Source organism: Bacillus sp. C30 (assembly GCF_040838255.1).
GTDB classification, from domain to species: domain Bacteria; phylum Bacillota; class Bacilli; order Bacillales; family Bacillaceae_G; genus Bacillus_A; species Bacillus_A mycoides.
Map to the genome: position 1 here is coordinate 1 of NZ_JBFPJH010000010.1, position 26,757 is coordinate 26,757.

Sequence of the window (26,757 nt, forward strand, 5' to 3'; positions counted from 1 at the left end):
TAGATAATGATGTATCGCAAAAAGAAGAGTCTAATGAAGATTCTTCTTTTTATTTATGAGAAAGGATATGTAACAAGAAGAGAAAAACATTAGTAAACAAACGCCATACTAATTGAAATTTTGTAAAATACAATAAAAAATGAGAATTTGAGGTAGGCTTGTCAATAACGTGAGACTATGGCAGTATAAAGAAATGCTATACAAATTTTATTTATCGACATGTAAAAATTCGATTTGATTTTTACGTATAAATAATGAACGGAGGAAATGAATTTATGGCTACTTTACCAAATTGTCCAAAATGTAATTCAGAATATACGTATGAGGATGGCGCTCTTTTCGTATGTCCAGAATGTGCCCATGAGTGGGGTCAAGAAGCGGAAGCTGAAAGTAATGATGGTGCAAAAGTTGTAAAAGATGCGAACGGAAACGTTCTTCAAGATGGCGATGCTGTTACTGTAATTAAAGATTTAAAAGTAAAAGGAACTTCTTCAGTTGTAAAGATTGGTACGAAAGTAAAGAGTATCCGTCTAGTTGAGGGAGATCACGATATTGATTGTAAAATCGATGGTTTCGGAGCTATGAAGTTAAAATCACAGTTCGTTAAGAAAGCGTAAGATTAGCAAAGAAAAAAGACGCTCTGTAAGTAACTTACAGAGCGTTTTTTTTATGATTGTACTTCAACTTCTTTCAACTGGCACCGCTTATTAAAGAACGTTTTATACCCAAGCTGTAAGAAGATAATAACAGAGAAAGCTGTACTTCCAGAAATGCCAAGTATAATCGCAATTTGATATTGGATAGCTGTAAATGGTGATACACCGGATAAAATTTGTCCTGTCATCATGCCTGGAAGACTTATAATTCCCATTCCGACCATGGAATTAATTGTTGGTAAAATAGCAGAATCGAAAGCGTCCCGTATGAGCGGAGCAGCTGCTTGTTTTGGAGTTGCGCCAAGCATAAGTGCACCTTCAATATGGTCTCTTTGTGATTTCATACTGTTTAAAAAGGTGTTTGCCCCGAGGCAAATACCTGTCATAGCATTACCGATTAGCATGCCGGCAATAGGAACGATATATTGCGGAGCATACCAAGGATCGTGTCCGATAATGACAAAGATAAATAGTAGAAGAGGACCAATTGATCCAGCGATCATGGAGAGGGCGGCTACTCGTTTTAATTCTTTTGACATAGGAAGGTTTATTCGTTTATAAATGTTAAAAATCGCAAATGTAGTAATAGAAGTAATGAGAGCTATTGTATAAAACGGATTACTATTTTCAAATATGTATGTAAGAACATATGCGACTAGTACGAGCTGAATTGTCATACGTAATGTAGCAATTGTAATTTGTTTCTCACGCGGTATTCCTTTTAATTTCACAAGCCCGATTAAAATAAGGATGAAAATATATGCAGCTGCAAGTTGCCAAATTTGTAGTTCAATAACGCCCTTCAATTGATAGCACTTCCTTTCTAGTTGCACCGTTTGTTTTACTAATTTCAATAATATCGTCTGCGATTTCTTCTGGAAGTTGTTGCGAGTGCGTGATGAAGATAACTGTTTTTTTCTTTTCTCTTGCCAGTAGAGTGAATTGTTTCATAACGCGGCGTTCTGTGTCACCATCTAGTGCCGAAGTTGGTTCATCTAATAAATAGACGGGCGGATCCATTAGTATAATACGAGCGAAAGCAAGTCTTTGTTTTTCACCGCCTGATAAAGAAGAGGCGTTATCTTCTAATTTTTTATCTAGGCTAACAGTCGTTAATGCGCCTTGCAGGGCGTCGTCATTTGGAAATGGCTTTTCAGAAAATCTAAGTCCCATTAATAAATTATCTTTAATTGTTCCATCAAAAATAGGCGGAGTTTGTCCGAGCATGACAACTTCACGGCGTAATTGAATGGGAGGATAATCTAAAATAGATTTTCCGTTATACTCAATTGTGCCAGATGTTGGTGATTGTAAATCGTTTAACATGCGAAGTAATGTGCTTTTACCACTACCACTTTCACCGATAATACAAGTTGTTTTTTCTTTTTGAATCTGTAAATAAGGAATGTGTAGAATATCTTTATATGTGATGTCTTTTAATATAAACATAAATTGCTCCTTTCTGATTCTAGTTATATCGTATCAAAAAGAGAGAAAAATAGAAAAATAAAGTCTCTTTAGAAGGAACATCTTTTTTCTTTGTTTTAAAACTTTGCGCGTGGCAGGAAAAGTCACTGACGGATCCTATACATAGCCAGTCCCTCTCGACCATTTAAAAAAATGCTTTTCTGTCGGTTTTTCATAGAATGACTGAGTAGTTACAAAAAATGAATAGAAAAAGGCTGTCTACATAGTAGACAGCCTTTAAAGTATTAACCGTTATGATATTTGTACATCCAAAGAAGACCGGATTTTAATAATCTCGGTACACGTCCCATTAATGGTTGGTTTGCTAGTAAACCAAATCCATGTTTTTTGCCGAGAGAACCGAGAACACCTTTTAATTTAATAACAGGCAGTTCATTAGGAAGTGGTTCATTATTCCAACGTTTCAATAATATTTGGACAATTTGTTCTCCTTGACCTTCAGCAAGTTGAGCAGATGGTGCGTGTGGAAGTGCTGCACAATCTCCTACGACATAAACGTGCTCGTTATTTGGAATATTGTGATATTTCGTTAAAACAACCCGTCCGCTACCATCTTGTTCAACTGGAAGGTTTCGAACAACTTCATTTGCTTGAATACCAGCTGTCCAGACGATTGCATCACATTCAAGTGGTTCATCATGGTTGTATACAATGTTTGGTTCCACTTTTGTAATGTTAGAGTTTCGTATAATGGTAACTTTATGTTTTACAAACCATTCTTCTACGTATCTACTTAATTTCTCTGGATATGGGAATAAAATTCTATCTTTTCGATCAAATAAATAGATTTTTAAATCTGAACGGCTTTCGCGAAGTTCACTTGCCACTTCAACGCCGCTTAAACCAGCCCCAACGACAGCTACTGTTGCATTTGGTTCTAAGCTATTTAATTGTTCATATGTCTTACGCGTTTGTTCAATTGATTGTAGGCTATGTGTATATTCCTTTGCCCCAGGAACGTTATGGTATTTATCTTCACAGCCAAGCCCGATAATTAAATCATCATATTGAATCGTTTCACCGCCATCGAGATGAACGGCCTTCGTTTCGAGGTCAATATTTGTTACTGTTCCGTATTGAATATTGAGACGTGGGTGCTCAGGAAACGGTATGCGAATATGCGTTTCTGAAATTGTACCCGCAACTAATGCATAATATTCAGTTTTAAAGCAATGATATGGTACTTTGTCGATTAATGTCACTTGTACATCATCTGGAAGTTGGTTGCTTGGAAGTAGCCGCTGCAGAATTCTCATTCCACCGTAGCCACCACCTAGTAGTACGAGGTGTTTCATGATGGATTACCCCTTTTCTGTTGAAATATCCCCTAATCATACAATTTTATATTAATAAAATATTTTGACTTTACACAATCAAATTATATCGAATTTGTGAACAAATAACAATGCATGAATGAATACTCTGTTGTACAATAAGAAGAAAAGTAAAGTAAATGGTTTTCATTTTCTAGTTACTATTTACTATTTCATTATGAGTAGTATGTTATATAAAGAAGACCATCTATTATGAAGTGAAATAGTGAAGTAACTAAATAGTTTAGAATATGTAACGAAAACAACAAGAAACAGCTTAGTTTTCTTCTTATAAATAAAGTGGAATGGTAACAAGTAGAGAGGGTTACTTATCCGTTTCGCAAATTAGGTATGCACATACCATATAAAATAAATGGTAATTTGTTTAGAGATACAGGGGGGAGAGAGTTTTGATTAAACCATTAATCGAATTTTGTGTAGGTAACCTTGCAAGCGGTTCGCAAGCAGCTTTAGAAAAATTAGAAAAAGATCCTAATTTAGACGTAATGGAATATGGTTGTTTAGGATATTGTGGCATCTGTTTTGAAGGTCCATTTGCACTTGTAAATGGTGAAGTTGTACAAGGTGCAACAGTAGAAGAACTTGTAAATAATGTATATGATTATATGGATGAAAATCCAATGTTTTAAAGCGTTGCAAACAGGCAACGTTTTTCTTTTTTCATTTATCTCGCTATTTGCGGGCAGTAAGACTCCCACCTCAAAATTCAGCTGAAGCAAAGAAGTTAGGGTGAAGCCCTGCTGTCCGTCCCCCCGCTGATTAAAGTTTCACTTTATTAGGAGTGTTTATTTCGAAAAAAAAAGCCCTTTTAGAAGGGCTTTTTTCTTACACGATTTGTGTAAGAACGGCTTATTGCCAAAACACTGTCAAATATGAGAAACGGGGGACATTCATATTGTGTTCTAAAAGCATGCATTTTATACTTGAAATAATAAATTATTTTTGGAGTGAATAAAAATGAGCCAATTTTCTTTTACAAAAATGCATGGTCTTGGAAATAGTTATATATATGTAAATATGTTTGAGGAACAAATTAGAGAAGAAGATTTAGCAATTGTAGCGGAAAAGGTTTCAAATATTAATACTGGTATTGGTGCAGATGGAATGATTTTAATTTGTCCTTCTGACGTGGCACCAGTAAAAATGCGCATGTTTAATAACGATGGTTCAGAAGGAAAGAGCTGTGGAAATGGTTTACGCTGCGTAGCGAAATATGCGTATGAGCATAAACTAGTAGAAGGTAAAGTTTTCACAATTGAAACGTTAGCTGGTATTGTTACGGCAGAAGTAACGGTAGAAGATGACAAAGTTACATTAGCGAAAATCGATATGGGAGCACCTCGTTTAACACGTGAAGAGATACCGATGCTTGGTGAAGGAGAAACACCATTTATTCGTGAAAACTTCTTATACAATAATCACCGTTATGCATTTACAGCTGTTTCAATGGGGAATCCACATGCGGTTATTTTTGTTGATGATGTAGAAAAAGCGCCTCTTACAACGTTAGGACCGGTTCTTGAGACGCATGAAATGTTCCCAGAGCGAGTGAATGTTGAATTCATCGAGATTTTGAATGATGAAGAGATGAATTTCCGCGTTTGGGAACGAGGATCTGGTGTAACACAAGCTTGCGGGACAGGAGCATGCGCAGCTGTCGTTGCGGCAATTTTAAATGGGAAAATGGAACACGGTAAAGAAATTACGGTTCACTTAGCAGGCGGCGACTTAATGATCGCATGGACAGAAGAAGGAAATGTATTAATGAAAGGACCTGCGGAAATAATTTGCCGCGGAGTGTATGAGTACAAGATAGAAGCGTAAAGATGTATAATAGAATGAGAACAGAAAGGATGGTGTATTTCATGATTGAAGTAACAGAACAAGCAGCTTTTCAAATTAAAGATATGTTAAAAGATGCTGAAGATGGAGAGAAGTACGTGCGCCTTGCTGTACATGGCGGCGGATGTAGTGGTCTTTCTTACGGCTTAGGATTTGAAGTAGAACCAAAAGAAGACGACACAGTTCTTGAGTTTTTCGGTGTTGAATTTGTTATCGATAAAGAAAGTGCTCCGATTGTAAAGGGAGTGAAAGTTGACTATAAGCAATCTATGCTTGGCGGCGGATTCACAATCGACAATCCAAACGCGATCGCATCATGTGGATGCGGATCATCTTTCCGTACAGCGTCGAATGCTGGTAAGCCAGAAGATTGCTAAGTTTTTTCATCCCTTTATTCTAAGTGGAAATTGAATGGGTAGGTTGCATATAAAGACCTTCTTAGCGATGAAACCAAATCGTTAGGAAGGTCTTTTCTTTTGCGCTAAAAAGAAAAAGAGCATGACAAAGATAACGAATATATGCAAGAAGAAGGGGACGCAAGATCGACGATATTTTTGAATTCGTAGGAAGATATGTGATTAAACCTATAATTAGATTTGTAAGTTACCTTGTAATTGATATCATAATAGAGTGCGTAATAGAAGGTGTAATAAGCGGTATAAGGAAATTACGTGATAAGATTCGTGACAAGTGGAAAAGTTGGCGTGGAAGACGTTATTGGCGTTAATAGATTGTCATGATTAGGCTAGATGAGTGCCAATAACGTTTTCAATGAAAAAACACTGATTAAAGTTTTAGTTTATTATCTTACAAAAATGTAATGTTCATGTCATGTTTTTGAATTTCTTCTTTAAAGTTTAGGCTTTAAGATAACAATATAAGAAAAACACATGAGGTGAAGGAAATGAAAAGATATATTGCACTTTTTAGTATTTTAGTTGTATTCGCAAGTTTGTTAGTTGGCTGTGATTTAAACCGTATGGGTAAAGATGAGTATTACGTTCAAATTACAGTAGATGGAAAAGAATATAATGGTAAAGCTGATAATGGTCAGCCGTATAAAGATTACGAATATAAACTAACTGGTTTTGATAAAGATGGTAAAGAGAAAGAATTAGAATTCATAGCGCAAAAAAATCTTCGTAAAGAAGCATTCCTACGCGTATACCACTCAGATAAAAAAGGTGTAACAGCTTGGGAAGAAGTGAAAAAGGAAGAGCTTCCTGCGAAAGTGAAAGAAAAATTAGGTGTGAAATAAGACAGATGGAAAAGGAATTGACGAACAGGGTCAATTCCTTTTTTCGTTCTCAAAATCCTCTTCTGAAATTACTTTAAATCCATGTCGGCGGAATAAAGCAGTTGTCACTCCGTAACCAGTTTGTTTATTGCCGTTAAATTCCCCTGTGTAAATAGTAGAACTACCACAAGATGGACTGCGTTCTTTTAAAATTATATATTCTGGGTTTAAATCTTTTATTTGTTCTAATGCTTTATAAGCACCACGCACGAAAGCCTCCGTGACATCTTGTCCTTCTTTCGTCATTACTTTTGCTTTTCCATCTAAAACATCATCGCCATTACCGCCGATAATTTCAGCAGAAGGGCGTGGTGTTGGTAAACCGCCTAATACTTCGGGACAAACGAGGATGGTATCTTCCCTTTGTAATAACTCTTCTATTTTTGAAACGAGATTATCGTTACCGTCATACCGACAAGCAATACCACCTAAACAAGCACTAATTACAATCATATTTTCATCTCCAATAAAGTGAAATTTTAATCAGTGGGGGTTTTGTCCATCCCCCACTGATTATTAGTTGAACCAATCGGGCTTTTACGGACAGTTGATCTCCCACCTAACCTCCTCGCATTCGCCGAATCTGGAGGTGGGAGTCTTACTGCCCGTTAATGCGGGATAAAAAATATTAAATATCACGCCAATTTCTCTGCCTATTTCTTACCTATAAGTGAGGTGATAAAAATGGGAAGCTTATATAATTTAATGAAACCATATAGTCAATTTCGAAGTAAAGAAGAGTTTAATACATATCAAAAACAAGTTTTGAAGTGCTATCGATTTCAATTGAATAAAACGGATGCTATCATTATTCATTTTTTAGGAAAGTATGCAGTGAATGAGAAACAGAAAACAGTGGGAGTTGCTTGTCCGTTAATGGAGACGATTGCTACAAATGTTGGAAAGAGTATTCGTACGGTACGCCGCTCGATTGCAAAGTTAGAGGAACTAGGAATTATAAAACGTGTTGCGACAAAAGAAAGATATAAGCGCGGGGGATATAGTGCAAACTTATATGTATTTCTTAAATCTGCAATTGACCGCATGGATGACCGTATGAAAATGTCCGCATGTGAAAGTGATGATCGTACAGATGGCTGTAGTGGAAACGAGCAAAAAAATGAGGGGGAAACAATTCTTTCTAAAAACATTCCACAAATAAAAGAGAAAAGAAAAGTAACGTACGAGCTTGATGAAACGTATTGTCGTCACGATATACCGAAGCCTTTTATATACGCACTGGTGCCGATGACGAGTAATCCGAAGAAGATTAATATATTTTGGAGTAAGGTGGAACTTGCTTATAAAAAGAGCGGATTACTAGAGCAAGGTGCTTTATTAGAGGGAATATTAGCTGATGAAGAAGTGCGTGGGAATTTAATTTGGAGGGTGAAAAGTGTTGTGAGAGCGTATAAGTACGGAGAAATTCGTAAAGATGTTGGAGCACTATTGTATAGTACGATGCGAGATTTATTTTTAGAAATTGGATTAGAGTGGGGAGCGGCATTAAGGAGAAGTAAGGGAATACCGTTATTCGATCCATTTAAAAAAGAGCCATGCGTATAATACATGACTCCAAGTAGCTAATCGAACTTTCTTACAACTGGAACACGAATTGCTACAAATAGTACAAAGACGATAACAGCGATTGCACCGCTTTTCATAACCGTTACAATTGGAATGCCTATCCCAAGTGCAAGCGATGTAAATGCGTAAGAGAGCGGAATGAATCCCATCGATGAAAGCATGAGTAAGCTCATAACGCGTCCCATCATCTCTTCTTTTACTGTTGATTGAATCATTGCCATAAGTGGAACGATAGCCATCGCAATTGTAATACCGTAAAACATTCCAGCTAATAACGCTTGCCAAAGTACGGTGCTAAAGTTGATGGCTAGGAAGAATACACCAGACAGTAGCATCATGATAATACAAAATAGGCCACGTCTGCGGTTAATGTTTTTTAATCCGACAATGACAGCTCCTATCGCCATCCCACCGCCAACAGACGCTTCTAAGTAACTAAACTGAAGTGAATCACCGTGCAGAACGTTTTTGACGAAGAGCGGGAAGCCTACTTGCATTGGGCCGATTAAAAATAAATTTAAAAAGGCGCTACATATAAGGAAAGTTGAAAGAAATGGTGATTCTTTTACATATAAAATTCCCTCTTTAATAGAAGTAAACATGCCTTTATCTGTTTCATTTTTTTCGGGTACTGTAAATTGTATTTTTTGAACGAGTATCGCAGCGATAATGAGTAGCAGGATTGTAATTGAAAAAATTGTTTCATAGTTCGTAAATTTAATGAGAATACCGCCAAGTACAGGTCCTAAAATTACAGATGCTTGGTTTGTCATTTGAGTAAGTGAATTTGCTTGTGTTAAACGGCTTTTTTCTACAAGTTCAGGCAGAATAGATCCATCTGCTGACCAGAAGAAAGCGTCAGCAAGTCCGAAGAACAAAGCAAACAAAGCAAATGTATATAGTGTTACATCACCGACGATGAACCAGGTGAGAATGGTTGCGACAAGAATAGCGCGAATAATATTAGAGTAAAACATAATATTTTTTTTCGGGAATTTATCAGCTAATGCTCCGCCGATAATCATAAAGATGAGTCTTGGAACACTAAGAGCCACGAAAACAATACCGAGTGAAGCCTCAAGGTTTAATGTTTTTGCTATGTACCATGTTTGTGAAAAAGTAAAAAAGGCTAAAGCAAAACTTGAAAAGAGAGTAGCTGCCCAAAGAAAAAGGAAGTTCGTATTTTTTAATAACGGTTTTCCGCTTCCTTCTAAAGCAGATTTATTTTGTTGTAGTTCCTCCATATTGCTTCCTTTCTATGTACCAAATTTAGACTAAAAAACCTATTAACAATCGTTTTATCCCGCTATTTGCGGGCAGTAAAACTCCCACCTCAAAATTGGGCTAGGGCAAAGAAGTTAGGCGGGAGACCAACTGCCCGTAAACCCCCCACTGAGTATAGTTTCACTTTATACAGTTTCTAATATTTCTATACTGCACTTTCTCATTGTAGACAATAATAATGAATTTGCACAGTGGCTATTTAACGACAAAAAAGAAGATACCAAAGGGTATCTTCTTTTTTGTCATTCACGCTAAAGCAATATAAATATCCACTTGTACGTTATTTGGATCTACTGCATTTTCGTCATAAAGCTCAAAGTCTGTTGTAAAAGCACGTTTGTTTTCTTTCGACCATTGCCAAATATATTCCCAAGTTTCACAAATGACTTCAGACACAGGACCTTTTCTCGTTGTAAATACCGCATACGTTGCGGCAGGTATTGTTAAGGCTGTCATATTTTCAGGAACGTCTTCTAATGAAGAAACAGGCATGCCAATAGTAAATTGATATGTACCAGTTTCATCTGATTCGTAGTTTGAGTAGAAAGCGAATGTTTCTTTTGTTTGTTGATTTGGGATGTGATGCATGATTTGTTCTTGGAAGTATTGGTTCCAAAGTTGTGGGATTTTTCCTTCAGTAGATGCCTCTTTTTCATTTGTCGTTGTAATAGAAACGCCGATTGCTTGGAAAGCTTCTTTCTTAATGATAATAGGTTCTTTCATTATAAAATTCCCCTCCATTGAATGAAACGTATGTTCTGTTTTATTGTAACATATTTTAGGAGTATGTGGTATTTTTTTCTAAAGTACATAGCTGTGAAGAAAGAGAGGTAATTTGGATTAGGGATCTTTATAACAAAAGAACTCCTTTCATGTAAAAGGAGCTCTTTTCATTTCTATATTAAAACATACTTGAGCTATGCATTGGTTGAAGTTTTGCGTTTGGATCAAAGTAAGCTTTTGCATTGTTTACTGCTGTCGGTGCTTCACCAAAGCCGCAAGCAATGAGTTTTACTTTTCCTTCATATGTACAAATGTCACCAGCAGCGTAAATGCCAGGAATATTTGTTTCCATTTTTGAGTTCACGAGGATGCTGTTTTTTTGAATATCTAAGCCCCAATTTTTAATTGGACCAAGTGAAGAAACGAAGCCGTAGTTTACGATTACGTCATCAACATCGATGATAATTTTTTCTTCTGTTTTTACGTGCTGAAGAACAACTTGTTCAATAGTATCATCACCGATAAGTTCAACTGGAACGTAAGGTGTGCTTACTTCTGCACGGGAATTCATTAAGCTTTCTACGCTATGTTCATGTGCACGGAATTTGTCGCGGCGATGAGCAATTGTAACTTTGTCCGCAAGCGGTTCTAACATCATTGTCCAATCTACTGCTGAGTCACCACCGCCGAATACAACGACGCGTCTTCCAGCAAATTTATTCATATCATCAACGAAATAATGTAAGTTTTTCTTTTCATATTTTGCTGTGCCTTCTAATTCTAAGCGGCGTGGTTGGAAAGCACCATTACCAGCAGTAATAATGACAGATTTAGAGTAGTGAGTTTGTTTATTTGTAACAAGCTTAAATATACCGTCAGCTTGTTTTTCAAGAGTATCAACAGCTTCTTCTAAGCAAACGGTTGGATCGAACTTTTTCATTTGTTCTTTTAAGTTATCAACTAACTCTTGTGCGCGCACTTTTGGGAATCCAGCTACATCATAAATATATTTTTCGGGATATAGCGCGGATAATTGCCCTCCAAGTTGAGGTAAGCTTTCAATAATTTTTACACTTGCTTGTCTCATTCCGCCATAAAATGCGGTGAATAGTCCTGTTGGGCCACCACCAATAATCGTTATGTCGTAAACTTTTTGATTTTCTGTCATTTTCATTCCCCCTATAGATGATGGAATTTTAATATTGATTTCATATATTGTTCATATGTACATGAAAATCCTGCAAATGATGACACTTTCAAATAAATGATAGCATATTTCAGTTAATAATACTTCTGAAAACGACTGAATAATAAGTAAGTTTGCGCATAGATGTTTTAGAATTGTATAAAATATAGCGAAAGGAAAATACATGAAAAAAAGGCTGAAAAACCCTTGAAAACGCTATGTTATTTTAAAATATTGATAATTCTCTAGGTGCTTGAATTATGGAATGAAACCGACTAATATAGGGAAGTATTATGTTAAATTTCTATGACAAATTTCGTACGATTTTTTGACTGCGTTTTGTTATGATATAGAATGTGATAAATTCCACATTCTTGACAAATAGAGTTTTTAGTACTTGGTATTATTTTTTTATTACTATTATATAAAGAAAAGGGTTGTGATTTAGTGAAGACTCCAAAAATCGTAGTTTTAGGTGCAGGTTATGGCGGGATGATTACGACTGTTCGTCTGCAAAAAACATTATCTGTAAGTGAAGCTGAAATTACGTTAGTAAACAACAACAGCTATCACTACCAAGCAACTTGGTTACATGAGAGTGCAGCTGGTACATTACAAGATGATAAAATCTGTCTAGATATTCAAGACGTTATCGATACAAATAAAGTGAACTTTGTACAAGATACAGTAGTAGAGATTAAAGCTGCTGAAAAACGTATTATCTTAAAAGATGGTGAATTAGAGTATGATTACTTAGTAATCGGTCTTGGTTTCGAATCAGAAACGTTCGGAATTAAAGGATTAAAAGAGCATGCATTCTCAATCACTAACATTAATGCAACTCGTCAAATTCGTGAGCATATGGAAGAAAAATTCGCTCAATATGCGACTGAAAAACGTGATGAGTTAGTAACAATCGTTGTTGGTGGCGCTGGATTTACTGGTATCGAGTACGTAGGTGAGCTTGCAAACCGTATTCCTGAACTTTGCAAAGAGTACGATGTTCCACGTGAAAAAGCACGTATCATCTGTGTAGAAGCTGCTCCAACAGCACTTCCTGGTTTCGATCCAGCATTAGTAGAGTACGCTGTAAAACAACTTGAGAAAAAAGGTGTAGAATTCCGCATCGGTACAGCAATTAAGGAAGCAACTGAAGAAGGTATTATCGTTGCCAACGGTGATGATGCTGAACTTCTTAAATCTGAAACTGTAGTTTGGGCTGCAGGTGTTCGTGGTAATGGTATTGTGGAAGAGTCTGGATTTGAAGCAATGCGCGGACGTATTAAAGTGGATGAGTACATGCACGCTCCGGGTCATGAAGATGTATTCATGGTTGGTGATGCAGCGTTAATCATCAACGAAGAAATTAACCGTCCATACCCACCAACAGCACAGATTGCAATTCAAGAAGGTTATAATATTGCACACAATTTAACTGTGTTAGTTCGCGGCAAAGGTGAAATGAAAAAGTTCACATTTGATAATAAAGGATCTGTATGTTCATTAGGTCATGACGATGCAATGGGCGTTGTTATGGGGAAAAAGTTAACAGGTTGGAAAGCTTCATTCATGAAGAAAGTAATCGACAACCGTTACTTATTCTTACTAGGCGGACCTTTATTAGTTCTTAAAAAAGGTAAATTGAAGTTCTTTTAATATATAGTAGAAAAAGCAGAAACGGCTATGAGCTGTTTCTGCTTTTTTCGTATTGAAAATATAGTATAATATATAAAAAAGAAAGAATATTCTGTTCGTTTTGATGGAGGAGGTTATATCATGGGGAAGCGAGGGAAAGTGTGGTTAGCTGTCAGTGGCTTAGTAGCTACAGAAGATGGGAGATGGCTATTCGTTAAGAAAAAATACGGTGGATTGAAAGGGCAATGGTCTTTACCTGCTGGTTTTGTTAATGAAGGCGAGACTGTTGATGAAGCTGTGAAACGTGAAATTTTGGAAGAGACAGGCATTGTTGCTCATGTAAAGGGGATTATTGGTATTCGCTCAGGTGTTATTCATAATGAAATTAGTGATAATATGATTATTTTTCTTCTAGAGCCAGAGGGAGAAGACGTTATCGTACAGGAGAAAGAATTGTCGGAAGTAGCTTTTTTACATCCAGAAAATATTGCAGATGATCAAAATACTTCTGTACTCATCAAATATTTATTAGAAGGAAGAGCAGAGTCGCATTTTGAAATGGACAAAACATTAAATCCAGGAGAGCAATTTGGTTATACGGCTTATCATGTGTTTACGGCGTATGCGAAGGAGAGGGAGAAGAAGTGAGTATACCGGTACTACTTATTTCAATGATGTTGTTCTTTATTTTATTTTTTGGAATTGGATTTTTACTCAACATGATTTTGCGAGCTACGTGGGTAATGGTTATTGTATATCCGATTATTTGTATGCTTATTATTAATAAAGCGAGTGTATGGGACTATTTTTCAAAGCCAAAAGAAACATTTTCTTCATTTGGGACAAGTGTATCGCATTTAGGACACGCAGATGTGTTTATTCTATCTACTGGATTAGTAGGTGCTGCTTTAGCAGGAATTATAATTAAAAAACTTCGGAAAAGTGGATATCAAATGTTTTAATCTCCAATCAATTTGGAGATTATTTTTTTGCATATTCCTTCATCGTATAGGGAATGATTAACGATGAAGGAGTGTGGAATATAAAAATGTTAAAACGATATTGTATTCGCATTATGATGACTTGTTTACTTGCATTCGCATTATGCGTAACATGGCAGGCTTTCACAGGAGTTTCTTTATTAGAGATTATAAAATCATATGAAGGAACAAGTGTAAAAGAAGTACATGCAGCAGAAATTGAGAAAAAAGTTGCTCCGAGTAAAGAAGTGATAAATGCTTTAGAGCAGGCAAATGACTGGTCTAAATATCGTGTTATAGAAATGACTGCAACTGGTTATACATCAGGTATAGAGTCAACTGGAAAGAGGCCGGGGCATCCAGAGTATGGCATTACATATTCAGGTGTTAAAGCAAAAAGGGATTTATATTCCACAATCGCTGCCGATTTACGCGTATTCCCGCTTGGGACAATTCTATTCGTGCCAGGTTACGGATATGGTGTTGTAGCTGATAAGGGCGGTGCTATAAAAGGAAATCGTCTCGATTTATATTATGATACGGTGAAAGATGTTTATAGCCAATGGGGTAAGAAAAAAGTAAATGTGTATATAGTGAAAATAGGAAATGGCAAGTTTTCGGAAGAAGAGTTAACGATGTTAAATCAAGACGAAACGATGCAAGTGTTTCGTGGACAATATTTAAAACAAAGATAGTCTAGTGGCAATAACGCTAGACTTTTTTCTTGTCTTATTTCACCATAGAAGATATTGGAGATAGCATCTTTATCCTGCTATTTGCGGCCGGTAAAACCCCCACTGATTAAAGTTTCACTTTATATGAAATAACAGAATTTAGAATTGTCGCATTTTATCGAAAATAAAGTTATAATGGACGTAGAGAAATTTAGGGGGTCTGAACATGTTTCAAGTACAAAAAGAATTAGTAAGTCATGAAGCGGTAATTGTTGCCTTATTTGAAGAAGATAAAAAGAGTAGCTTTGTACAAGAACTGGATAAAGCGTTTGAAGGACAATTACAAGTTTTATTAGAAGAAAAAGAACTTTCAACTAAGAAGAAAGCCATTTCAAAAGTACATAGCTTAGGAAAAACAAATGTTAAACGTTATTATTTTGTTGGTTTAGGTAAGAAAGAGTCATATACAACGGAAACGTTACGTGCTGCTCTTGGTAAGGCGTTTAAAGCATTACAAGCAGCAAAAGTACAAGATGCAGCAATCTTACTTGATTCTTTCGTGACAGATAAATTAGATGCGATTGATGTAGCTCATATTGCGGCAGAAGTACAAGGTCTTGGTACATATGAATTACAAACATATAAAACAGATAAAAAGGATCGTGTAGAATTAGAGAAGTTTACGGCTATTACAGCAGAAGATGCACAAGAAATTGAAGCAGCATTAACGGTAGGATACGTACATGGACGTGCAACGAATTCAGCTCGTACGCTTGTAAATATGCCGCCAAACGTATTAACAGCGACAAAGCTTGCTGAGTATGCAGTTGAATTAGCAGAAAAATACGATATGGATTATAAGGTTCTTGAGAAAGAAGAGATGGAAGAGCTTGGTATGGGTGCATTACTTGCAGTAAACCAAGGATCTACTGAACCGCCAAAAATGATCGCTCTTATTTATAAAGGAAAAGAAGAGTGGAAAGATGTAATTGGATTTGTTGGAAAAGGGATTACATATGATACAGGCGGTTATTCTTTAAAACCACGTGAAGGCATGGTTGGTATGAAAGGTGATATGGGCGGAGCTGCAGCTGTTCTTGGCGCGATGGAGATCATCGGTGAACTTCGCCCCGAGCAAAATGTAATTGCTGTTATTCCATCAACTGACAACGTTGTAAGTGGTACAGCATTTAAGCCAGATGATGTTATTACATCTATGAGCGGAAAAACAATTGAAGTATTAAATACAGATGCAGAAGGTCGCCTAGCGTTAGCTGACGGTATTACGTATGCGAAGAAACTTGGCGCAAATTATTTAGTTGATGTTGCAACATTAACAGGTGGTGTAATTGTTGCACTTGGAAATCATACAACAGGCGCGATGACAAATAATGAAGAATTGTTTGAACAAGTGTTAGAGGCTTCTATGGAAACGGATGAGCCAATTTGGCAATTGCCGATTTTTGAACGTGATAAAGAACGTGTCAAAAACAGTAAATTTGCTGATTTAAATAACTCACCAGGCCGTGAAGGACATGCGGTTATGGCTGGGACATTCCTTGGTGAATTTGCAGAAGAAACACCATGGGTACACTTAGATATCGCTGGAACATCTGAAACATCAGGAGCACATGATTTAGGACCATCTGGAGCAACAGGTGCAATGGTGCGTACACTTGCAACACTTGTTGAGCGTTTCGGAGAAGAATAATTTTTGAAGAAAGGGCTGTCTCAAATTTTTGGGATAGCCTTTTCTTATTGATATGGTATGACTATTGTAAGTTTTTGTCGGTAAGTCGATATATTTGGAGTTACGGTTAATATAATTTCATTTACTATTTTACAGTTCCAAAAAGTGCTACATAGTGAAAGATTCGTCCTATAAAGAAATCGTATATAACGTCCCACCTAAAGCGAATGAAGTACGCCCTGTTTCCTCAGAGACAACTAATATAAGTGCATCAATTTTCTCGGATAAGCCAATTGCAGCCCTATGACGTGTTCCTAGCTCAGGATTGATTTCCATGCTTTTTGTTAATGGAAGAATATTAGCTGCTGAGACAATATGATTATTTTTAATGAGAACGGCTCCGTCATGAAGAGGGTTCCCTGGATAAAAAATCGATTCAAGTAGTGGCGCGGTTAAGTGTGCGTTTAATGTCGTTCCAGTTTGAATGAAAGAATCAAGAGCGTCACTTCGTTCCACAATAATAAGAGCACCGTGTTTTCGAGCGCTTAAATGTTGGACAGCTGTAGTGATGAAATGTGAACTTTCCGTATAAGGTGATAAATATGCTTGAATATAATATGTAGCTGCTAACGTCTGTACATTTGTTAACATATGATGAATATCTTCCATTTTACATAGAATACATTCATCTTCTTTATCGATTGCATGCTTCATGTTTGATAATTCTTTTTCAGCAATTTCAATCATCTGCTTTGTTTTTATTTTGAGCTCTTCTGACAAGCCCCATTCTTGCATAATCCTCATTCCCTTTGGTGGAGTATTTAACCATAGTGTATACAAATATTTATAGTAAAATCCTGCTAGATTTTAAAAAATATTGAGATTCAGGTTGTTTTTTTCATATAATGAAGGTACGACAGGCGAGAGGAGATGGAAGTATGAATTGGAAACAAGAATTTAGTCGCTGGCTTTCATATGCAGAATTAGACGCAGAATTAAAAGAACAGCTAGAAAACATGAAGCAAGATGAGAAGAAAATCGAGGATAGCTTTTATAAAAATCTAGAGTTCGGAACAGGTGGTATGCGTGGTGAACTTGGTGCTGGTACGAACCGTTTAAATGTATATACAGTTCGTAAAGCAACAAAAGGATTAGCTATGTTTATTGAAAAATTAGGTGAAGAAGCGAAAAAACGCGGTGTTGTTGTCGCGTATGATTCTCGTCATAAATCACCTGAATTCGCAATGGAAGTAGCTGCTACTCTTGGTGCACACGGTATTACAACATATGTATTTGAAAGCTTACGTCCAACACCAGTGCTTTCTTTCGCAGTTCGTCATTTACATACAGCAAGTGGAATCGTTCTTACGGCAAGCCATAATCCGCCCGAATATAACGGTTATAAAGTATATGGTGAAGATGGTGGCCAGTTGCCTCCAAAGGAAGCTGATGAGTTAATTAGCTACGTAAATGCAGTAGAGAATGAATTAACAGTTGAAGTTGCTGATGTTGAGCAATTAAAAGCTGACGGTTTATTACATATAATTGGACAAGAAGTAGATGATGCTTATGCAGCAGAATTGAACAATGTCATTATTAATAAAGAGATGGTGAAAGAAGTAGGAAAAGATTTAAAAATCGTCTTTACACCATTGCATGGAACATCAAATATTTCGGTACGCCGTGGTTTAGAAGAAGTTGGATTTACAGATGTAACAGTTGTAAAAGAGCAAGAGTTACCAGATCCAAATTTCTCTACAGTAAAATCACCAAACCCAGAAGAGCATGCAGCGTTTGAGTATGCAATTCGCGACGGTGAAAAAGTAGGCGCAGATGTGTTAATCGCAACAGATCCTGATGCAGACCGTCTAGGTGTAGCAGTTCGCAATCACGATGGTGAGTTCCAAGTATTAACTGGTAACCAAACAGGTGCGTTAATGCTTGATTACTTATTATCACAAAAGAAGGAAAACGGAACGCTTCCAGAAAACGGTGTTGTTTTAAAAACAATCGTAACGTCTGAAATTGGCCGTACAATCGCAAAAGCATACGGTTTAGATACAGTTGATACGTTAACTGGATTTAAATTTATCGGTGAAAAAATTAAACAGTATGAAGAAAGCGGACAATATGAATTCCAATTCGGTTATGAGGAAAGCTACGGTTATTTAATCCGTCCATTCTGCCGTGATAAAGATGCGGTGCAATCCGTCCTATTTGCATGTGAAGTAGCTGCATACTACAAATCACAAGGTAAAACGTTATACGATGGTCTGCTAGAAGTATTTAAGAAGTATGGGTTCTTCCGTGAGGACCTTGTATCGTTAACGTTAAAAGGAAAAGATGGTGCCGAACAGATTCAAAAGATGATGGCAACATTCCGTGAGAATCCTCCGAAAGAAGTAGCTGGTTTAACAGTCGTTGCAGTTGAGGATTATAAAGAAAGCATCATTACAACGTTACAAGATGGAAATAAGGAAGAGATTCACTTATCGAAATCAAATGTGTTAAAATATCAATTAGAAGATGGTTCTTGGTTCTGCTTACGTCCATCTGGAACAGAGCCGAAAATTAAATTCTACTTTGGTGTACAAGATGATTCCTTACAAAATAGTGAACAAAAGTTACTTACTATTAAAGAAGATATTATGAATCGTTTATAATAGAATAGGGTGCTACTGATAGGAAAAGAGGAGAACGGAGAACGGCCTCCTCTTTTCTTGTAGTTTTGTTTGATGTAGAGGATTATTACGAGCGAGTGTTATAAATTTACACTTTACTAAGAGAATTAGAATGAAAAGCGAGGGTATTTGTCATGAAAAAAGTGAGAAAAGCAATTATCCCGGCAGCGGGATTAGGAACACGCTTTTTACCAGCAACGAAAGCAATGCCAAAAGAAATGCTTCCAATTGTAGATAAACCAACAATTCAATACATCGTAGAAGAAGCAGTAAAATCAGGCATCGAAGATATTATTATCGTTACTGGTAAAGGAAAGCGCTCTATCGAAGATCATTTTGATAACGCATTTGAATTAGAGCAAAACTTATTAGAGAAGAAAAAGTATGAGTTACTTGAAAAAGTACAAGCTTCTTCTAAAATGGTAGATATCCATTACATTCGACAAAAAGAACCAAAAGGATTAGGACATGCTGTTTGGTGCGCACGTAAATTCATTGGTGATGAGCCGTTTGCAGTATTATTAGGCGATGATATCGTTCAAGCTGAAAAACCATGTTTACGTCAATTAATGGACGAGTATGACAAAACACTTTCTTCTGTTATTGGTGTACAAACTGTTCCTGAAGCAGAAACACATCGCTACGGAATTATTGATCCGTTAGAGCAAGAGGGACGTCGTTATCAAGTTCGTAAATTCGTTGAAAAACCAGCGCAAGGTACTGCGCCTTCAAACTTAGCGATTATGGGACGTTACATTTTAACTCCTGAAATCTTTATGTTCTTGGAACAGCAACAAGTTGGAGCGGGTGGCGAAATTCAGTTAACGGATGCAATTCAAAGCTTAAATGAAATTCAACGTGTATTTGCATATGATTTTGAAGGAAAGCGTTATGACGTTGGTGAAAAATTAGGATTCGTTCAAACGACAATTGAAATGGCATTGCAGCACCCAGAATTACGTGATGATATGCTAGTAATGATGAAGAAAGTTTTAGACGAGCAAATGAAGCAAGAGTCTTAATATAATAAACAAGGAGCTGTTCCTATAGGAACAGCTCCTTGTTTATTATGAAATCGTCGAATGAGAATGCTGATAAGCGGAACGACGTACAGCATAGTATATGCGAGGTGCGATAATAGCGCCGATAATTGTAAACGCAATATCCTTTACTGCGAACCACATCATAATCATCCAGGCAGCTTTATAACTCATATTACCACCCATGAAAATATTGACTGCCCCGTACATATAAGTAGTACCGATAATATACGTTAAAATGATTCCGACGAAAGAAGCAATTGCAAAGGTGCTGAATGTTGGTCGTTCTTTTTGTTCTACTAGTTTTCCTGATACGTAAGCAACGATAATAAATGCGATAATAAAACCACCAGTAGGATCTAAAAGTGCTCCAAATCCAGCTTTGAAGTTAGCGAAGATTGGCGCACCTGCTACTCCAACAAGCATGTAAACAGTCATTGATAATGCCCCAAGTCTACTCCCAAGAAGAAGACCTGCTAAAATTGCGAAAAATGGTTGCATAGATAATGGAATGCCCGCTATTTGTAAGAATGGTGCCCACGATACAATATTTGCACCAATAGCCATAAGAGCGACGAACATGGCAGCTAATGCTAAATCTAAAACATGAAGCTTCTTCATAATGTTAACCTCCAGTTGTGTTTAGGTTAACATTATCGTAGCGAAAATATTTACTTGTTGTCAATCAAAATATTTTGATAAGAAGGCTTTAAATAGTCTCTAAGCAATGTGTATGGAATACGAAACTGCGGAATTCCGCTTGAATAAGGAGAAATTTCATATAAAGGGAAATAAATCACAAGATTATCGGGTTCTAAAAAGTAGTGAAACTTTTTAGTGCTCGTTACTTTTTCGACTGCATCAGGAAAATAAATGCTTTCATTTTGTTTAATTTGTCTTACAATCTCTGTGCGAATTATTTCTTTATATTTATCCTCTTGTTGAAATAAATCGTCTAAGTGTAATAATTTTTTTTCGTTTAAATCAAATGTATTTGCCTTCCACGTATACAGTCCGTGCGCTCCGCCTGTATATTGATAGTAATTCACATATAGACTTAGGAAAGGTGGTTTGTTTAAAGCTACTTTATAGTCAACATTTGCAACGTATGGATGAAAAGGTGTGCTAGATCCTTCTGTTTCTTCATAATATTTCTTCGCTTCTTTTTCTAATTTACTTTTAAATTTAGTAGTAGAGTTTTTGTAATAGGAATTCAGCTTATTTTGAAATTTCGAATCAGAAAAGTTGTGAAAGGAAGGCCTATTAATTTGATATTCTATATAAGGTTTCTTACCTTTTTGCGTTACAGTCTTAACATTGATTGTCAGGTTGGATGCTTTGGCTGCTATTGCACAATTTGGTACAATAGTCAGCAAGGAGAACATAAGCAATAGTATACAAAATTTCTGTTTCATTTAGGTGAAACCTCCTTATATAAGTGTTATAGGTAGTTTGAAATTAAACAGGTAAAATTATACATTTGATCTAAAGGGAGAGAGGTTGAAAACGATATGTCAAAAACTTTAATGGATTCGCTTGGAATTGAGTTATTAGAAATGACAGAGGATAAAGTAGTTGCTACAATGCCTGTTGGTGAACGTACGCATCAGCCGTTTGGATTTTTACACGGTGGTGCATCTGTTGCATTAGCAGAAACTGTGGCAAGTGTTGGTTCATACAATTTAATTGATCAAGAAAAATGTATTTGTTTCGGATTAGAAATTAATGCAAATCATATTCGCTCAAAGCAAGATGGAATTGTAACAGCAATTGGAACACCGATACATAGAGGACAATCGACAATGGTTTGGGATATTCGCATCATTGATGAAAATGATGAGTTACTATGCATATCAAGATGTACAGTAGCAATTAAAGAAAAACGTGAAAAATAGAAAAGAGGCGGCTCAATAGAGCGCCTCTTTTTTATAATTAGAACTGGATTTTTTTCTCTAAGAAACCTTTTAGTTCGCTAATTGGCATACGAACTTGTTCCATTGTGTCACGGTCACGTACTGTAACAGCTTTGTCTTCAACAGAGTCGAAGTCGTATGTGATACAGAATGGAGTACCGATTTCGTCTTGACGACGGTAACGTTTACCGATAGAACCAGTTTCATCAAAGTCTACCATGAAGTCTTTAGCTAGTTCTGCGAATACTTCAGTAGCACCTTCAGATAGCTTTTTAGATAATGGTAAGATAGCTGCTTTATATGGTGCTAAAGCAGGGTGGAAACGAAGAACTGTACGAGAATCGTTTTCTAATTGCTCTTCTTCATATGCATCACATAAGAATGCTAATGTTACACGGTCTGCACCTAGAGATGGCTCGATGCAGTAAGGCACGTAACGCTCATTCGTTTGTGGATCGATATAGTTAAAGTCTTCGTTAGAGTGTTCCATATGACGTTTTAAATCGAAGTCTGTACGAGATGCAACGCCCCATAGTTCGCCCCAACCGAATGGGAATCTGAATTCAATATCAGTTGTTGCGTTACTGTAATGAGATAATTCGTCTTCACCGTGGTCACGAAGACGCATGCTTTCTTCAGTCATACCAAGTGAAAGTAACCAGTTTTTACAAGTTTCACGCCAGAATGCGAACCACTCTAAATCTTCACCAGGCTTACAGAAGAATTCAAGTTCCATTTGTTCGAATTCACGTGTACGGAATGTGAAGTTACCAGGTGTGATTTCGTTACGGAAACTTTTACCGATTTGGCCGATACCAAATGGAAGTTTCTTACGCATAGAGCGTTGTACGTTTTTAAAGTTTACGAAAATACCTTGTGCAGTTTCAGGACGAAGGAAGATTTCGTTTGTGCTAGACTCTGTAACACCTTGGAATGTTTTGAACATTAAGTTGAACTGACGGATTTCCGTGAATTCTTGGCTACCGCAATCTGGGCATTTTACTTCATGTTCTTTCATTAAGTCAGCCATTTGGTCGAAAGTAAGACCGTCAACGACCATTTCGATACCTTTTGCGTCTAATGCATCTTCAATTAATTTGTCAGCACGGTGACGAGATTTACATTTTTTACAGTCGATCATTGGATCATTAAAGTTACCAACGTGACCAGAAGCGATCCAAGTTTTTGGGTTCATTAAAATAGCAGCATCTAAACCAACGTTGTGTGGAGATTCTTGAATGAACTTTTTCCACCAAGCTTTTTTAACGTTATTTTTTAATTCGATTCCAAGTGGACCGTAATCCCATGTGTTTGCAAGACCACCGTAAATTTCAGAACCAGGGAAAACGAAACCGCGATGTTTCGCTAAGTTTACAACTTGTTCCATTGAATACATAATAAAATCCTCCTTTTGAAAGTTAACGTATTTGCGATGACGTGATGGGTACTTTGGAAACGAGCAATATATGCTTTAAAAAACATAAAAAAACGCTCGTCCCAAGGCTTAATCGCCTAGGGACGAGCGTTTGCCCGCGGTTCCACCCTAGTTGATACACAAAATGTGCATCCACTTTATCACGTATTGCTCGAGACTGCCGTTTCCTCGCAGCTTCAGGCTTTCACTATCCCTGAATCGCTTTTTATGCAAGTACTTATAAGTCCGTCATCGCTACTTATATTAATAATAATGAACATATTTTAACACGTTCTTTTTTAAATCTCAATAGAGGAACGTGCCCATCTAGGATAGAGTTTCGCCTATTTTTTCGTTATTTATTCCGTAATTTTCTTTAATGTGCTTAATTGCTTCGCGTTTACTTAATGGAGCGAGTTCGTTGTTTTGAACGTATTCCCATACTACATCTGGTTTTGTTTTTGCATATTCGCGAAGGACCCAGCCAATTGCTTTTTGAATGAAAAATTCTTTTGAGGAATGTAGTTGACCGATAATCCAGAAAAGGAGTTCTTCATCCATTTTTTGTTTATATTTCAGCTGGAATAAAATAGCGGCACGTTGTAACCATATGTTTTCTGATGCAATCCACTTTGGAATATATGCGGAAATTAATTCTGGATGTTTTAAAAAGATAGCACCTAAAAATGTAGGGACGATGCTATCAACAGAATCCCACCAAGATTTTGTGACAATAAGTTCTTCTAAAAATGGGATGTGAGTTTCATTTATGTGTTTTTTATATTTTTGCATGATATCGAGTGCGGCAGCTTGAAATTCACGTTCTGGTAGGTCCCAAAGTTCACGCACGATAATTTGGAAGTCCTTTTTATCTGGGAGAGTATGTATTTGAATGACGTCTTTCAATAACTGTCTTCTCTCAGGAGTTTGAATACCGAGAAACGGGAAGTGATTTTTCATATAACGTGCCATCGGTTCTGCTTTTTCGGGATTTTGATGAGCTGTAAAATGCTCTTGTAATGCCTTTACAAATGGATGCATAGGTATGTACTCCTCTCTCATTATCTTTCTCTTCTTATTATACAAAGAGTTTGGTTAAATTTTAAAACATAACTTGCACTGTAATGAAATATGTTGAGAAGAGAGAGGAGAGGATAAGATGGAAGATCAAGGCGTACTAGCAGGTTTCTTTGCTCTTAGTTTTGCGTTTATGCTTGTTATAATAATTTGGGCAATTATTTCGTATTTGTTAACGGCTTTTGCACTTTATACGATGGCGAAAAATGATGGTGCAACTGATGGTGTTCTTGCTTTTATTCCGTTTATAAATAGTAAGATATGGGGTGATTTAGCGAAAGATAAATTACCAGATTTCTTGAAAGAAGAAGCAGGATGGAAAGTATTTGGCATATATGTTGGATGCTTCATCTTTAATTTCGTACCAATTCTATATATATTAGCAACAGCTGTATCACTTGTACTGTCTATTTATCTTATCTATGCTATTTTGGATAGATACGGAACGAATTCCATACTATTTACGATCATTCATACAATCACATTTTCGGTTTTCTTGCCGATTCATTTGTTCATTATTCGGAATGAGCCGGTGAGGTATAACGAGTAGGCGTATCAAAGTTGTCGAGCGGTCGATATATTTGGTTCTATAATAATTCGGATATGCTGAAAAAAGAACGAAAGCGCCCTGCTGAGCAGGGCGCTTTTTTCTACTACATAAGATAGCGTAAGTAAATGTAAATATGAGAAATGATTAATGAAACGATCATAATTGGGAAGCCGACTTTAAGGAATTCCATGTAGCTGAATTTATGTCCTTCACGACTTGCGATTCCGGCTACGATTACGTTAGCAGAAGCTCCGATTAATGTTCCGTTTCCACCTAAGCAAGCCCCTAATGCTAATGCCCACCATAGTACGTCGATTTGTGCGTCAGAAGGTGATAAACCTAGCCCAACTGCCATATCGTTAATAAGTGGAATCATTGTTGCAACGAATGGAATGTTATCGATTGTTGCAGAGGCGATACCAGATACCCATAGAACAAGGATAGATGCCTGAGAAATATCTCCGCCTGTTATTCCAATTACTTTTTGAGCTAACATTTTGATAAGCCCGATATCAATAAGTCCTCCAACGAGTACGAATAGTCCCGCGAAGAAGAAGATTGTTACCCACTCTACACTTGCGAATACCTCTTCAATTTCATGCTCTTTCACACCGATTAGCATAAGTACAGTAGCGCCAGTTAAGGCGATGATAGCTGCATCAATATGGAAAATGGAATGAGTCATGAAACCTAAAATAGTAAGGCCAAGTACTGTTAAAGATTTCTTCATTAATACTGGGTCTTTAATGTATTGTTTTTCATCTAAGCTCATTAATTTTTTAATTTGTACAGGATCAGCAATTAATTGCTTACGGTACATGAAGTAAAGAATTGTTGCTGTAACAGCAATAATGATGATTACGATAGGTGCTAAGTTGAATAAGAAAGCATTGAAATCTAAATGCTTATTTGCAGAACCAATCATAATATTTGGCGGATCACCAATTAATGTTGCTGTTCCTCCGATATTTGAAAAAATAATTTCAGAAAGTAAATATGGAACAGGATTTACTTGCAAGATGCGCGTAATAGATAAAGTAACTGGAACAACAAGAAGTACTGTTGTAACGTTATCTAAAAATGCGGAACCGAGCGCGGTAAGTAAGGAAAGTGAAATTAAAATTTTAATTGGATTTCCTTGTGCTCCTTTTGCGGCTTTAATGGCAACGTATTGGAAGACACCTGACTTACTTGTAATGTTTACGAGTATCATCATACCGATGAGTAATGTAATTGTTCCCCATTCAATATGTTTCGTAAAGGCATTGTGTAAGTCAACGACCCCTGCAATTACCATGAATGCTGCACCAAGAAGTGCGATGACAGCACGGTTAATTTTTTCAGAAATAATAATGGCATATGTAATTAAAAAGACTGCGATAGCGAAATAATACTGCCAGTTTGCGAGTTCTTGCGTTGTTTCGTGCAAAACTCTCATCTCCTTTCATTCACTTTTCTTAGTGTGTCAAAAAATTAACTAGATGAAACACACATAACGTCATTATAAAGTAGAAAAATGGCGGATGTAAATGAAAGGGTTTATTTTGTCATATTTTCTGCATAGGTCATTTTTTCTTATTTTTAAAAATATTTGTGGGCATCTGACATATATATAAGATACATCCAATCTGAATATTTAAAATCGAATCAGCATTCGAGCTTGTTCGTGTAGGAGTATCAAATAGAAAGGAATGACAAAGATGATA

General features: G+C 36.6%; 29 protein-coding genes. 16 read left to right on the forward strand and 13 right to left on the reverse strand.

Annotation, left to right across the window (positions count from 1 at the left end):
• Window positions 1-275 precede the first annotated feature (275 nt).
• Window positions 276-617 carry an alkylphosphonate utilization operon protein PhnA gene (gene phnA, locus AB3X49_RS02420; RefSeq protein ID WP_002089332.1) on the forward strand — a complete coding sequence of 114 codons (342 nt, stop codon included), beginning with the start codon at window positions 276-278 and terminating at the stop codon, window positions 615-617.
• Between the two features lie 50 nt (window positions 618-667).
• Here the strand turns inward: phnA and AB3X49_RS02425 are convergent, their stop codons facing one another.
• The 3 genes from AB3X49_RS02425 to AB3X49_RS02435 form a co-directional block, all read right to left on the reverse strand.
• Window positions 668-1,462 carry an ABC transporter permease gene (locus AB3X49_RS02425; protein ID WP_002191065.1) on the reverse strand — a complete coding sequence of 265 codons (795 nt, stop codon included), beginning with the start codon at window positions 1,460-1,462 and terminating at the stop codon, window positions 668-670.
• Window positions 1,446-2,105 carry an ABC transporter ATP-binding protein gene (locus AB3X49_RS02430; RefSeq protein ID WP_002034567.1) on the reverse strand — a complete coding sequence of 220 codons (660 nt, stop codon included), beginning with the start codon at window positions 2,103-2,105 and terminating at the stop codon, window positions 1,446-1,448. The genes AB3X49_RS02425 and AB3X49_RS02430 overlap by 17 nt, the downstream gene beginning before the upstream one ends.
• Before the next feature lie 263 nt (window positions 2,106-2,368).
• Entirely contained in the window at window positions 2,369-3,439 is a 1,071-nt protein-coding gene (locus tag AB3X49_RS02435) for an NAD(P)/FAD-dependent oxidoreductase (protein ID WP_367960337.1), read from the reverse strand.
• Window positions 3,440-3,867: 428 nt separating this feature from the next.
• Here AB3X49_RS02435 and AB3X49_RS02440 point away from each other — a divergent pair, with 428 nt between their 5' ends.
• From AB3X49_RS02440 to AB3X49_RS02460, 5 genes are all read left to right on the forward strand, one after another.
• The gene (locus AB3X49_RS02440; RefSeq protein ID WP_002015892.1) at window positions 3,868-4,107 is read left to right on the forward strand and encodes a YuzB family protein; all 240 of its coding nucleotides are present in this window, start codon (window positions 3,868-3,870) and stop codon (window positions 4,105-4,107) included.
• Between the two features lie 328 nt (window positions 4,108-4,435).
• Window positions 4,436-5,302, forward strand: a complete 867-nt coding sequence (gene dapF / locus AB3X49_RS02445; RefSeq protein WP_002015893.1) for a diaminopimelate epimerase — start codon at window positions 4,436-4,438, stop codon at window positions 5,300-5,302.
• 41 nt (window positions 5,303-5,343) lie between these two features.
• The gene (locus AB3X49_RS02450; RefSeq protein WP_002034566.1) at window positions 5,344-5,697 is read left to right on the forward strand and encodes a HesB/IscA family protein; all 354 of its coding nucleotides are present in this window, start codon (window positions 5,344-5,346) and stop codon (window positions 5,695-5,697) included.
• Between the two features lie 164 nt (window positions 5,698-5,861).
• Window positions 5,862-6,047: a hypothetical protein gene (locus AB3X49_RS02455; RefSeq protein ID WP_256484625.1), complete on the forward strand. Its 186-nt coding sequence runs from the start codon at window positions 5,862-5,864 to the stop codon at window positions 6,045-6,047.
• A gap of 177 nt (window positions 6,048-6,224) precedes the next feature.
• The gene (locus AB3X49_RS02460; protein WP_367960340.1) at window positions 6,225-6,578 is read left to right on the forward strand and encodes a YxeA family protein; all 354 of its coding nucleotides are present in this window, start codon (window positions 6,225-6,227) and stop codon (window positions 6,576-6,578) included.
• Window positions 6,579-6,608: 30 nt separating this feature from the next.
• On the opposite strand, the gene AB3X49_RS02465 is transcribed toward AB3X49_RS02460, so the two are convergent.
• Window positions 6,609-7,070 carry a 2-thiouracil desulfurase family protein gene (locus tag AB3X49_RS02465; RefSeq protein WP_328010051.1) on the reverse strand — a complete coding sequence of 154 codons (462 nt, stop codon included), beginning with the start codon at window positions 7,068-7,070 and terminating at the stop codon, window positions 6,609-6,611.
• 231 nt (window positions 7,071-7,301) lie between these two features.
• Here AB3X49_RS02465 and AB3X49_RS02470 point away from each other — a divergent pair, with 231 nt between their 5' ends.
• Window positions 7,302-8,183, forward strand: coding sequence for a helix-turn-helix domain-containing protein (locus AB3X49_RS02470; RefSeq protein WP_326996214.1), 882 nt, complete (start codon window positions 7,302-7,304; stop codon window positions 8,181-8,183).
• A 17-nt stretch (window positions 8,184-8,200) separates the two neighbouring features.
• Here AB3X49_RS02470 and AB3X49_RS02475 read toward each other — a convergent pair whose 3' ends face one another.
• The 3 genes from AB3X49_RS02475 to AB3X49_RS02485 form a co-directional block, all read right to left on the reverse strand.
• The gene (locus AB3X49_RS02475) at window positions 8,201-9,448 is read right to left on the reverse strand and encodes an MFS transporter (protein ID WP_003192140.1); all 1,248 of its coding nucleotides are present in this window, start codon (window positions 9,446-9,448) and stop codon (window positions 8,201-8,203) included.
• A gap of 286 nt (window positions 9,449-9,734) precedes the next feature.
• Window positions 9,735-10,211 carry a GyrI-like domain-containing protein gene (locus tag AB3X49_RS02480; protein WP_002191058.1) on the reverse strand — a complete coding sequence of 159 codons (477 nt, stop codon included), beginning with the start codon at window positions 10,209-10,211 and terminating at the stop codon, window positions 9,735-9,737.
• A 178-nt stretch (window positions 10,212-10,389) separates the two neighbouring features.
• The gene (locus AB3X49_RS02485) at window positions 10,390-11,379 is read right to left on the reverse strand and encodes an NAD(P)/FAD-dependent oxidoreductase (protein WP_367960344.1); all 990 of its coding nucleotides are present in this window, start codon (window positions 11,377-11,379) and stop codon (window positions 10,390-10,392) included.
• 465 nt (window positions 11,380-11,844) lie between these two features.
• Between AB3X49_RS02485 and AB3X49_RS02490 the strand changes: the two genes are divergently transcribed.
• From AB3X49_RS02490 to pepA, 5 genes are all read left to right on the forward strand, one after another.
• Entirely contained in the window at window positions 11,845-13,053 is a 1,209-nt protein-coding gene (locus AB3X49_RS02490) for an NAD(P)/FAD-dependent oxidoreductase (RefSeq protein WP_367960348.1), read from the forward strand.
• A 120-nt stretch (window positions 13,054-13,173) separates the two neighbouring features.
• Window positions 13,174-13,680 (forward strand): NUDIX hydrolase, encoded by a 507-nt coding sequence (locus AB3X49_RS02495; RefSeq protein WP_002015875.1) that lies wholly within the window; start codon window positions 13,174-13,176, stop codon window positions 13,678-13,680.
• Window positions 13,677-13,994, forward strand: coding sequence for a YuiB family protein (locus AB3X49_RS02500; RefSeq protein ID WP_002089308.1), 318 nt, complete (start codon window positions 13,677-13,679; stop codon window positions 13,992-13,994). The genes AB3X49_RS02495 and AB3X49_RS02500 overlap by 4 nt, the downstream gene beginning before the upstream one ends.
• 86 nt (window positions 13,995-14,080) lie before the next feature.
• The gene (locus AB3X49_RS02505) at window positions 14,081-14,707 is read left to right on the forward strand and encodes a 3D domain-containing protein (protein WP_002089307.1); all 627 of its coding nucleotides are present in this window, start codon (window positions 14,081-14,083) and stop codon (window positions 14,705-14,707) included.
• Between the two features lie 205 nt (window positions 14,708-14,912).
• A complete protein-coding gene (gene pepA / locus AB3X49_RS02510) occupies window positions 14,913-16,397 on the forward strand; it encodes a cytosol aminopeptidase (protein WP_002129705.1) in 1,485 nt (494 codons plus the stop codon).
• A gap of 168 nt (window positions 16,398-16,565) precedes the next feature.
• Here the strand turns inward: pepA and cdaS are convergent, their stop codons facing one another.
• On the reverse strand, window positions 16,566-17,171 hold the full coding sequence (gene cdaS, locus AB3X49_RS02515; protein WP_002067925.1) for a sporulation-specific diadenylate cyclase CdaS: 606 nt from the start codon (window positions 17,169-17,171) through the stop codon (window positions 16,566-16,568).
• Between the two features lie 143 nt (window positions 17,172-17,314).
• On the opposite strand from cdaS, the gene AB3X49_RS02520 reads away from it, so the two are divergent.
• Window positions 17,315-19,039: a phospho-sugar mutase gene (locus AB3X49_RS02520; RefSeq protein ID WP_367960351.1), complete on the forward strand. Its 1,725-nt coding sequence runs from the start codon at window positions 17,315-17,317 to the stop codon at window positions 19,037-19,039.
• A gap of 152 nt (window positions 19,040-19,191) precedes the next feature.
• Complete coding sequence (gene galU / locus AB3X49_RS02525; protein ID WP_002015869.1) at window positions 19,192-20,079, forward strand: UTP--glucose-1-phosphate uridylyltransferase GalU; 888 nt, start codon at window positions 19,192-19,194, stop codon at window positions 20,077-20,079.
• Between the two features lie 45 nt (window positions 20,080-20,124).
• On the opposite strand, the gene AB3X49_RS02530 is transcribed toward galU, so the two are convergent.
• The gene (locus AB3X49_RS02530) at window positions 20,125-20,718 is read right to left on the reverse strand and encodes a biotin transporter BioY (protein WP_078185138.1); all 594 of its coding nucleotides are present in this window, start codon (window positions 20,716-20,718) and stop codon (window positions 20,125-20,127) included.
• A 50-nt stretch (window positions 20,719-20,768) separates the two neighbouring features.
• Complete coding sequence (locus AB3X49_RS02535) at window positions 20,769-21,512, reverse strand: DUF3298 and DUF4163 domain-containing protein (protein WP_367960353.1); 744 nt, start codon at window positions 21,510-21,512, stop codon at window positions 20,769-20,771.
• A 96-nt stretch (window positions 21,513-21,608) separates the two neighbouring features.
• Here AB3X49_RS02535 and AB3X49_RS02540 point away from each other — a divergent pair, with 96 nt between their 5' ends.
• Window positions 21,609-21,992, forward strand: a complete 384-nt coding sequence (locus AB3X49_RS02540; RefSeq protein WP_367960354.1) for a hotdog fold thioesterase — start codon at window positions 21,609-21,611, stop codon at window positions 21,990-21,992.
• 37 nt (window positions 21,993-22,029) lie between these two features.
• Here AB3X49_RS02540 and AB3X49_RS02545 read toward each other — a convergent pair whose 3' ends face one another.
• Window positions 22,030-23,406: a glycine--tRNA ligase gene (locus AB3X49_RS02545; protein ID WP_367960356.1), complete on the reverse strand. Its 1,377-nt coding sequence runs from the start codon at window positions 23,404-23,406 to the stop codon at window positions 22,030-22,032.
• Between the two features lie 345 nt (window positions 23,407-23,751).
• Window positions 23,752-24,465, reverse strand: a complete 714-nt coding sequence (locus AB3X49_RS02550) for a DNA alkylation repair protein (RefSeq protein ID WP_353825593.1) — start codon at window positions 24,463-24,465, stop codon at window positions 23,752-23,754.
• A 118-nt stretch (window positions 24,466-24,583) separates the two neighbouring features.
• On the opposite strand from AB3X49_RS02550, the gene AB3X49_RS02555 reads away from it, so the two are divergent.
• Window positions 24,584-25,051, forward strand: coding sequence for a hypothetical protein (locus tag AB3X49_RS02555; protein WP_002034556.1), 468 nt, complete (start codon window positions 24,584-24,586; stop codon window positions 25,049-25,051).
• A 103-nt stretch (window positions 25,052-25,154) separates the two neighbouring features.
• On the opposite strand, the gene AB3X49_RS02560 is transcribed toward AB3X49_RS02555, so the two are convergent.
• The gene (locus AB3X49_RS02560) at window positions 25,155-26,480 is read right to left on the reverse strand and encodes an ArsB/NhaD family transporter (RefSeq protein WP_002145115.1); all 1,326 of its coding nucleotides are present in this window, start codon (window positions 26,478-26,480) and stop codon (window positions 25,155-25,157) included.
• Window positions 26,481-26,757: the final 277 nt, after the last annotated feature.

What these genes read in the sequence shown, in the direction of transcription:
- phnA (WP_002089332.1), top strand. Translation starts at nt 276, where the DNA reads ATGGCTACTTTACCAAATTGTCCAAAATGTAATTCAGAATATACGTAT.
- AB3X49_RS02430 (WP_002034567.1), bottom strand. Translation starts at nt 2,105, where the DNA reads ATGTTTATATTAAAAGACATCACATATAAAGATATTCTACACATTCCT.
- AB3X49_RS02435 (WP_367960337.1), bottom strand. Translation starts at nt 3,439, where the DNA reads ATGAAACACCTCGTACTACTAGGTGGTGGCTACGGTGGAATGAGAATT.
- dapF (WP_002015893.1), top strand. Translation starts at nt 4,436, where the DNA reads ATGAGCCAATTTTCTTTTACAAAAATGCATGGTCTTGGAAATAGTTAT.
- AB3X49_RS02450 (WP_002034566.1), top strand. Translation starts at nt 5,344, where the DNA reads ATGATTGAAGTAACAGAACAAGCAGCTTTTCAAATTAAAGATATGTTA.
- AB3X49_RS02460 (WP_367960340.1), top strand. Translation starts at nt 6,225, where the DNA reads ATGAAAAGATATATTGCACTTTTTAGTATTTTAGTTGTATTCGCAAGT.
- AB3X49_RS02465 (WP_328010051.1), bottom strand. Translation starts at nt 7,070, where the DNA reads ATGATTGTAATTAGTGCTTGTTTAGGTGGTATTGCTTGTCGGTATGAC.
- AB3X49_RS02470 (WP_326996214.1), top strand. Translation starts at nt 7,302, where the DNA reads ATGGGAAGCTTATATAATTTAATGAAACCATATAGTCAATTTCGAAGT.
- AB3X49_RS02475 (WP_003192140.1), bottom strand. Translation starts at nt 9,448, where the DNA reads ATGGAGGAACTACAACAAAATAAATCTGCTTTAGAAGGAAGCGGAAAA.
- AB3X49_RS02480 (WP_002191058.1), bottom strand. Translation starts at nt 10,211, where the DNA reads ATGAAAGAACCTATTATCATTAAGAAAGAAGCTTTCCAAGCAATCGGC.
- AB3X49_RS02485 (WP_367960344.1), bottom strand. Translation starts at nt 11,379, where the DNA reads ATGACAGAAAATCAAAAAGTTTACGACATAACGATTATTGGTGGTGGC.
- AB3X49_RS02495 (WP_002015875.1), top strand. Translation starts at nt 13,174, where the DNA reads ATGGGGAAGCGAGGGAAAGTGTGGTTAGCTGTCAGTGGCTTAGTAGCT.
- AB3X49_RS02505 (WP_002089307.1), top strand. Translation starts at nt 14,081, where the DNA reads ATGTTAAAACGATATTGTATTCGCATTATGATGACTTGTTTACTTGCA.
- pepA (WP_002129705.1), top strand. Translation starts at nt 14,913, where the DNA reads ATGTTTCAAGTACAAAAAGAATTAGTAAGTCATGAAGCGGTAATTGTT.
- cdaS (WP_002067925.1), bottom strand. Translation starts at nt 17,171, where the DNA reads ATGCAAGAATGGGGCTTGTCAGAAGAGCTCAAAATAAAAACAAAGCAG.
- AB3X49_RS02520 (WP_367960351.1), top strand. Translation starts at nt 17,315, where the DNA reads ATGAATTGGAAACAAGAATTTAGTCGCTGGCTTTCATATGCAGAATTA.
- galU (WP_002015869.1), top strand. Translation starts at nt 19,192, where the DNA reads ATGAAAAAAGTGAGAAAAGCAATTATCCCGGCAGCGGGATTAGGAACA.
- AB3X49_RS02530 (WP_078185138.1), bottom strand. Translation starts at nt 20,718, where the DNA reads ATGAAGAAGCTTCATGTTTTAGATTTAGCATTAGCTGCCATGTTCGTC.
- AB3X49_RS02535 (WP_367960353.1), bottom strand. Translation starts at nt 21,512, where the DNA reads ATGAAACAGAAATTTTGTATACTATTGCTTATGTTCTCCTTGCTGACT.
- AB3X49_RS02540 (WP_367960354.1), top strand. Translation starts at nt 21,609, where the DNA reads ATGTCAAAAACTTTAATGGATTCGCTTGGAATTGAGTTATTAGAAATG.
- AB3X49_RS02545 (WP_367960356.1), bottom strand. Translation starts at nt 23,406, where the DNA reads ATGTATTCAATGGAACAAGTTGTAAACTTAGCGAAACATCGCGGTTTC.
- AB3X49_RS02550 (WP_353825593.1), bottom strand. Translation starts at nt 24,465, where the DNA reads ATGCATCCATTTGTAAAGGCATTACAAGAGCATTTTACAGCTCATCAA.
- AB3X49_RS02555 (WP_002034556.1), top strand. Translation starts at nt 24,584, where the DNA reads ATGGAAGATCAAGGCGTACTAGCAGGTTTCTTTGCTCTTAGTTTTGCG.